Origin of the sequence: Pontiella sp., assembly GCF_041622395.1 — a bacterium.
Classification (GTDB): Bacteria; Verrucomicrobiota; Kiritimatiellia; order Kiritimatiellales; family Pontiellaceae; genus Pontiella.
Genome location: NZ_JBFJYW010000377.1, coordinates 1 through 3,074, shown reverse-complemented (window position 1 = coordinate 3,074; position 3,074 = coordinate 1). Strand labels below are relative to the sequence as shown.

Annotated in this window: 3 protein-coding genes; all 3 read left to right on the top strand. The window is 61.4% G+C overall.

What is annotated here, in order from left to right:
- Positions 1–1,294, top strand: a 1,294-nt coding sequence (gene cysS / locus ABYO54_RS15725; RefSeq protein ID WP_372809180.1) for a cysteine--tRNA ligase, incomplete at its 5' end; no start/stop codon positions are given.
- Between the two features lie 38 nt (positions 1,295–1,332).
- Complete coding sequence (gene tmk, locus ABYO54_RS15720; RefSeq protein ID WP_372809179.1) at positions 1,333–1,971, top strand: dTMP kinase; 639 nt, start codon at positions 1,333–1,335, stop codon at positions 1,969–1,971.
- A gap of 2 nt (positions 1,972–1,973) precedes the next feature.
- Positions 1,974–2,969, top strand: coding sequence for an ATP-binding protein (locus tag ABYO54_RS15715; protein ID WP_372809178.1), 996 nt, complete (start codon positions 1,974–1,976; stop codon positions 2,967–2,969).
- Positions 2,970–3,074: the final 105 nt, after the last annotated feature.

The following is a 3,074-nucleotide window of genomic DNA, read 5'->3' as shown; positions in this document are numbered from 1 at the left end:
CGCCCACATCGGCAACTTCCGGGCCTACATGTTCGAGGATCTGCTCCGCCGATACATCAAGTTCTGCGGTTTCGGGGTCACCCAGGTCCAAAACCTCACCGACGTCGATGACAAAACCATCCGCTCCTCGATCGAGCAGGGCCTGCCGCTGAAGAAATACACCAAGAAATATATCGATGCCTTCTTCGCCGATTTGGCCAAGCTCAATATCGAGCCGGCCGAACACTATCCGGCGGCGACCGATTACATCGCGGAAATGATCGCCATTATCGAGGTGCTTTTCGAAAAGGGCTACGCCTACCAGTCCGAGGACGGATCGGTCTACTACAGCATCGACAAGTTTGCCGAATACGGCAAGCTCGCCCATCTTGACCGTGAAGGGATGCAGGCGGGGGCGCGCGTCGACCAAGACGAGTACGACAAAGACAACGCCGCCGATTTCGCCCTCTGGAAAGCATACGTTCCCGGAGACGGCGAGGTGGTCTGGGATTCTCCGTGGGGCAAGGGGCGCCCCGGCTGGCATATCGAGTGTTCGGCCATGAGCATGAAGCTGCTGGGCGATAGCTTCGATATCCATACGGGTGGAGTGGATAATATCTTTCCCCACCACGAAGACGAAATTGCCCAGTCGGAAGCCGCCACCGGCAAGCCGTATTCCAAATACTGGATGCATTGCGGCTATCTCGTCGTGAACGGCGCCAAGATGTCCAAGTCCGCCGGCAACTTCTATACCCTGCGCGAGATTCTCGACATGGGCTACTCGGGGCGCGAAGTCCGCTACGAGCTCCTCTCGTCGCACTACCGCCAGTCGCTCAACTTTGCCTTCAAGTCGCTCGACGCCAACCGCGCCGCGCTCAAGCGTCTCGATGAATTCTTCGCCACCGTCACCGAAGCCGTCGGAACCGAAACCCAACGCGGCGAGTTGCCGGAATGGGCCAAGCCGTGCCGCTCCAAATTCGTTGCGGCCATGGACGACGACATGAATATTTCCGGCGCAATGGCCGCCATTTTCGATGCCGTTCATGCGGGTAACAAGGCCATGGTCGAAACCCCGCTCTCGGGCGCACAGGCGCTCGCGGTGATCGATCTGTGGAAGGAACTCGACACCGTGCTCGGGTTCCTCGTCCCGCAGGAGGAAGCGGCTCCCGCGGAAGTCGCGGGGTTGCTCGAGGCCCGCACCCAGGCCCGCGCCGACAAGGATTGGGCGGAATCCGACCGCATCCGCGATCGCTTGGCCGAACTTGGCTGGACCGTGAAAGACACCCCCGAAGGCCCCAAGCTTCGGAAGCTGTAGGACCGCCGTTGCGGAGGGGCTTCCAACGGGGGCGAATTATGTCTGGAAAACTGATCACATTCGAAGGGCCGGAAGGCAGCGGGAAATCCACGCAAATCCGCCTGCTTGCCGAAAAGCTCGAAGGGCAGGGAATCGAGGTGCTCTGCACCCGCGAGCCCGGCGGTACCGCGACGGGCGAGCAGATCCGCAATCTCTTGCAGCACGACGCGGCCGGGGAACCCCTTGCCGACCGCGCCGAGCTCCTGCTCTTTACCGCCAGCCGCGCGCAGCTGATGGACCGGGTTATTTTGCCGGCCGTCGAACGCGGCGGTTGGGTGCTGTGCGACCGCTTCATCGATTCCACCATGGCTTATCAAGGTTTTGCCCGGGGGATGGACCTCGCCACCCTCGACGCCATCAACACGTTTGCCATCTACGAGCGCAAACCCGACCTCACCCTTTTGCTCGACCTCGATATCGAGGCGGGATTCGGCCGTTTGGAAGAGCGCTATTCCGATAGCGAAGAGTCGCACGACCGCTTCGAACGCGAAGCGCGCGAATTCCATCACCGGGTGCGCGACGGCTACCGCAAGCTGGCCGACCGCGAGCCGGCGCGCTTCCGCGTCGTCGATGCCCATCGCACCATTGACGCGGTCGAAGCCGCCGTCTGGTCCGCCGTGAAGGAGGCGCTGCTTTGAACATGGGCGTGGTAGATCTTTATGCCGATGCGTGGGCGGGCATTCGCAATGGCTACGAAACCGGGCGCTTGGCGCACGCCTATGTCATTGTCGGCTCGCCGCGCGGCAACGCCTTGCAGTTCGCCGAATCGTTTCTGAAGTTGCTCTTTTGCGAGTCGGCTCAAAAGCCCTGCAACGAATGCGTCGCCTGTCGCCAGGTGGAATCGCACAAGCATGTCGACACCCTTTGGATCGAGCCGCAGAGCAAGTCGCGCCAAATCCTGGCCGACGATGTGCGCGGGCTGATCCGGCGCATGACGCAAACCTCGTTCGAGGGCGGCTGGAAGGCCGGCGTTGTTCTTTGTGCCGACTGCATGAACAACAACTCGGAAAACGCTTTGCTCAAAACGCTCGAGGAGCCGCCGAAAAATACCATCCTGTTGCTGGTCACCGATTCGCCGCAGGGGTTGCTCCCGACCATCATTTCCCGCTGCCAGAAGATCGTGCTTTCCGAGGGGCAGGCCGACGCGATGGATCAGGTTTGGCATGCTCCGTTGATGGGCATCCTCCACGAGTTGCCGCCGACGGGCGGGCTCGGTGCGGCGCGCCTCGCCAGCCAGCTCAAAGCCCTGTTCGATGTCGTCAAGGCCGGGATCGCCGATGCGGTGGAGGGGGAATTGGATCGGGCCGACGAGGCGTTGGATGAATCCAAGCTCAAGGACATTCTCGATGCCCGCATCAATGCGCGTCTCAAGGAAGTGCAGGCCGATGTCTTTCGCGTCATGCTCGATTGGCATCGCGATGTGCTGATGCTCGCGTCGGGGGTCGGTTCGGACGAACTGATCTACCGCGACCGGCTTTCGGTTTTGGCCGAACAGGCCAAGCGTCATACGCAGGCCACGGCCTTGCAGGCCATGCAGGTGATCGAAGACATGGCACGTCGCCTCGAGCGCAATATTCCCGACCTGCAGATTTTCGACGAAGCCTTCCGCAAGCTCGTCGTCAGGAAAAAGCCGTAGTCCCGCCTTCCGGCGGTTCCGCCGAGCGGCCGCTTGCGGCTAACGTTCCAGGTGGTGCACCAACGCGCGCAATGCCAGCGTGTAGCCGAATCCCTGAAAGCCCAT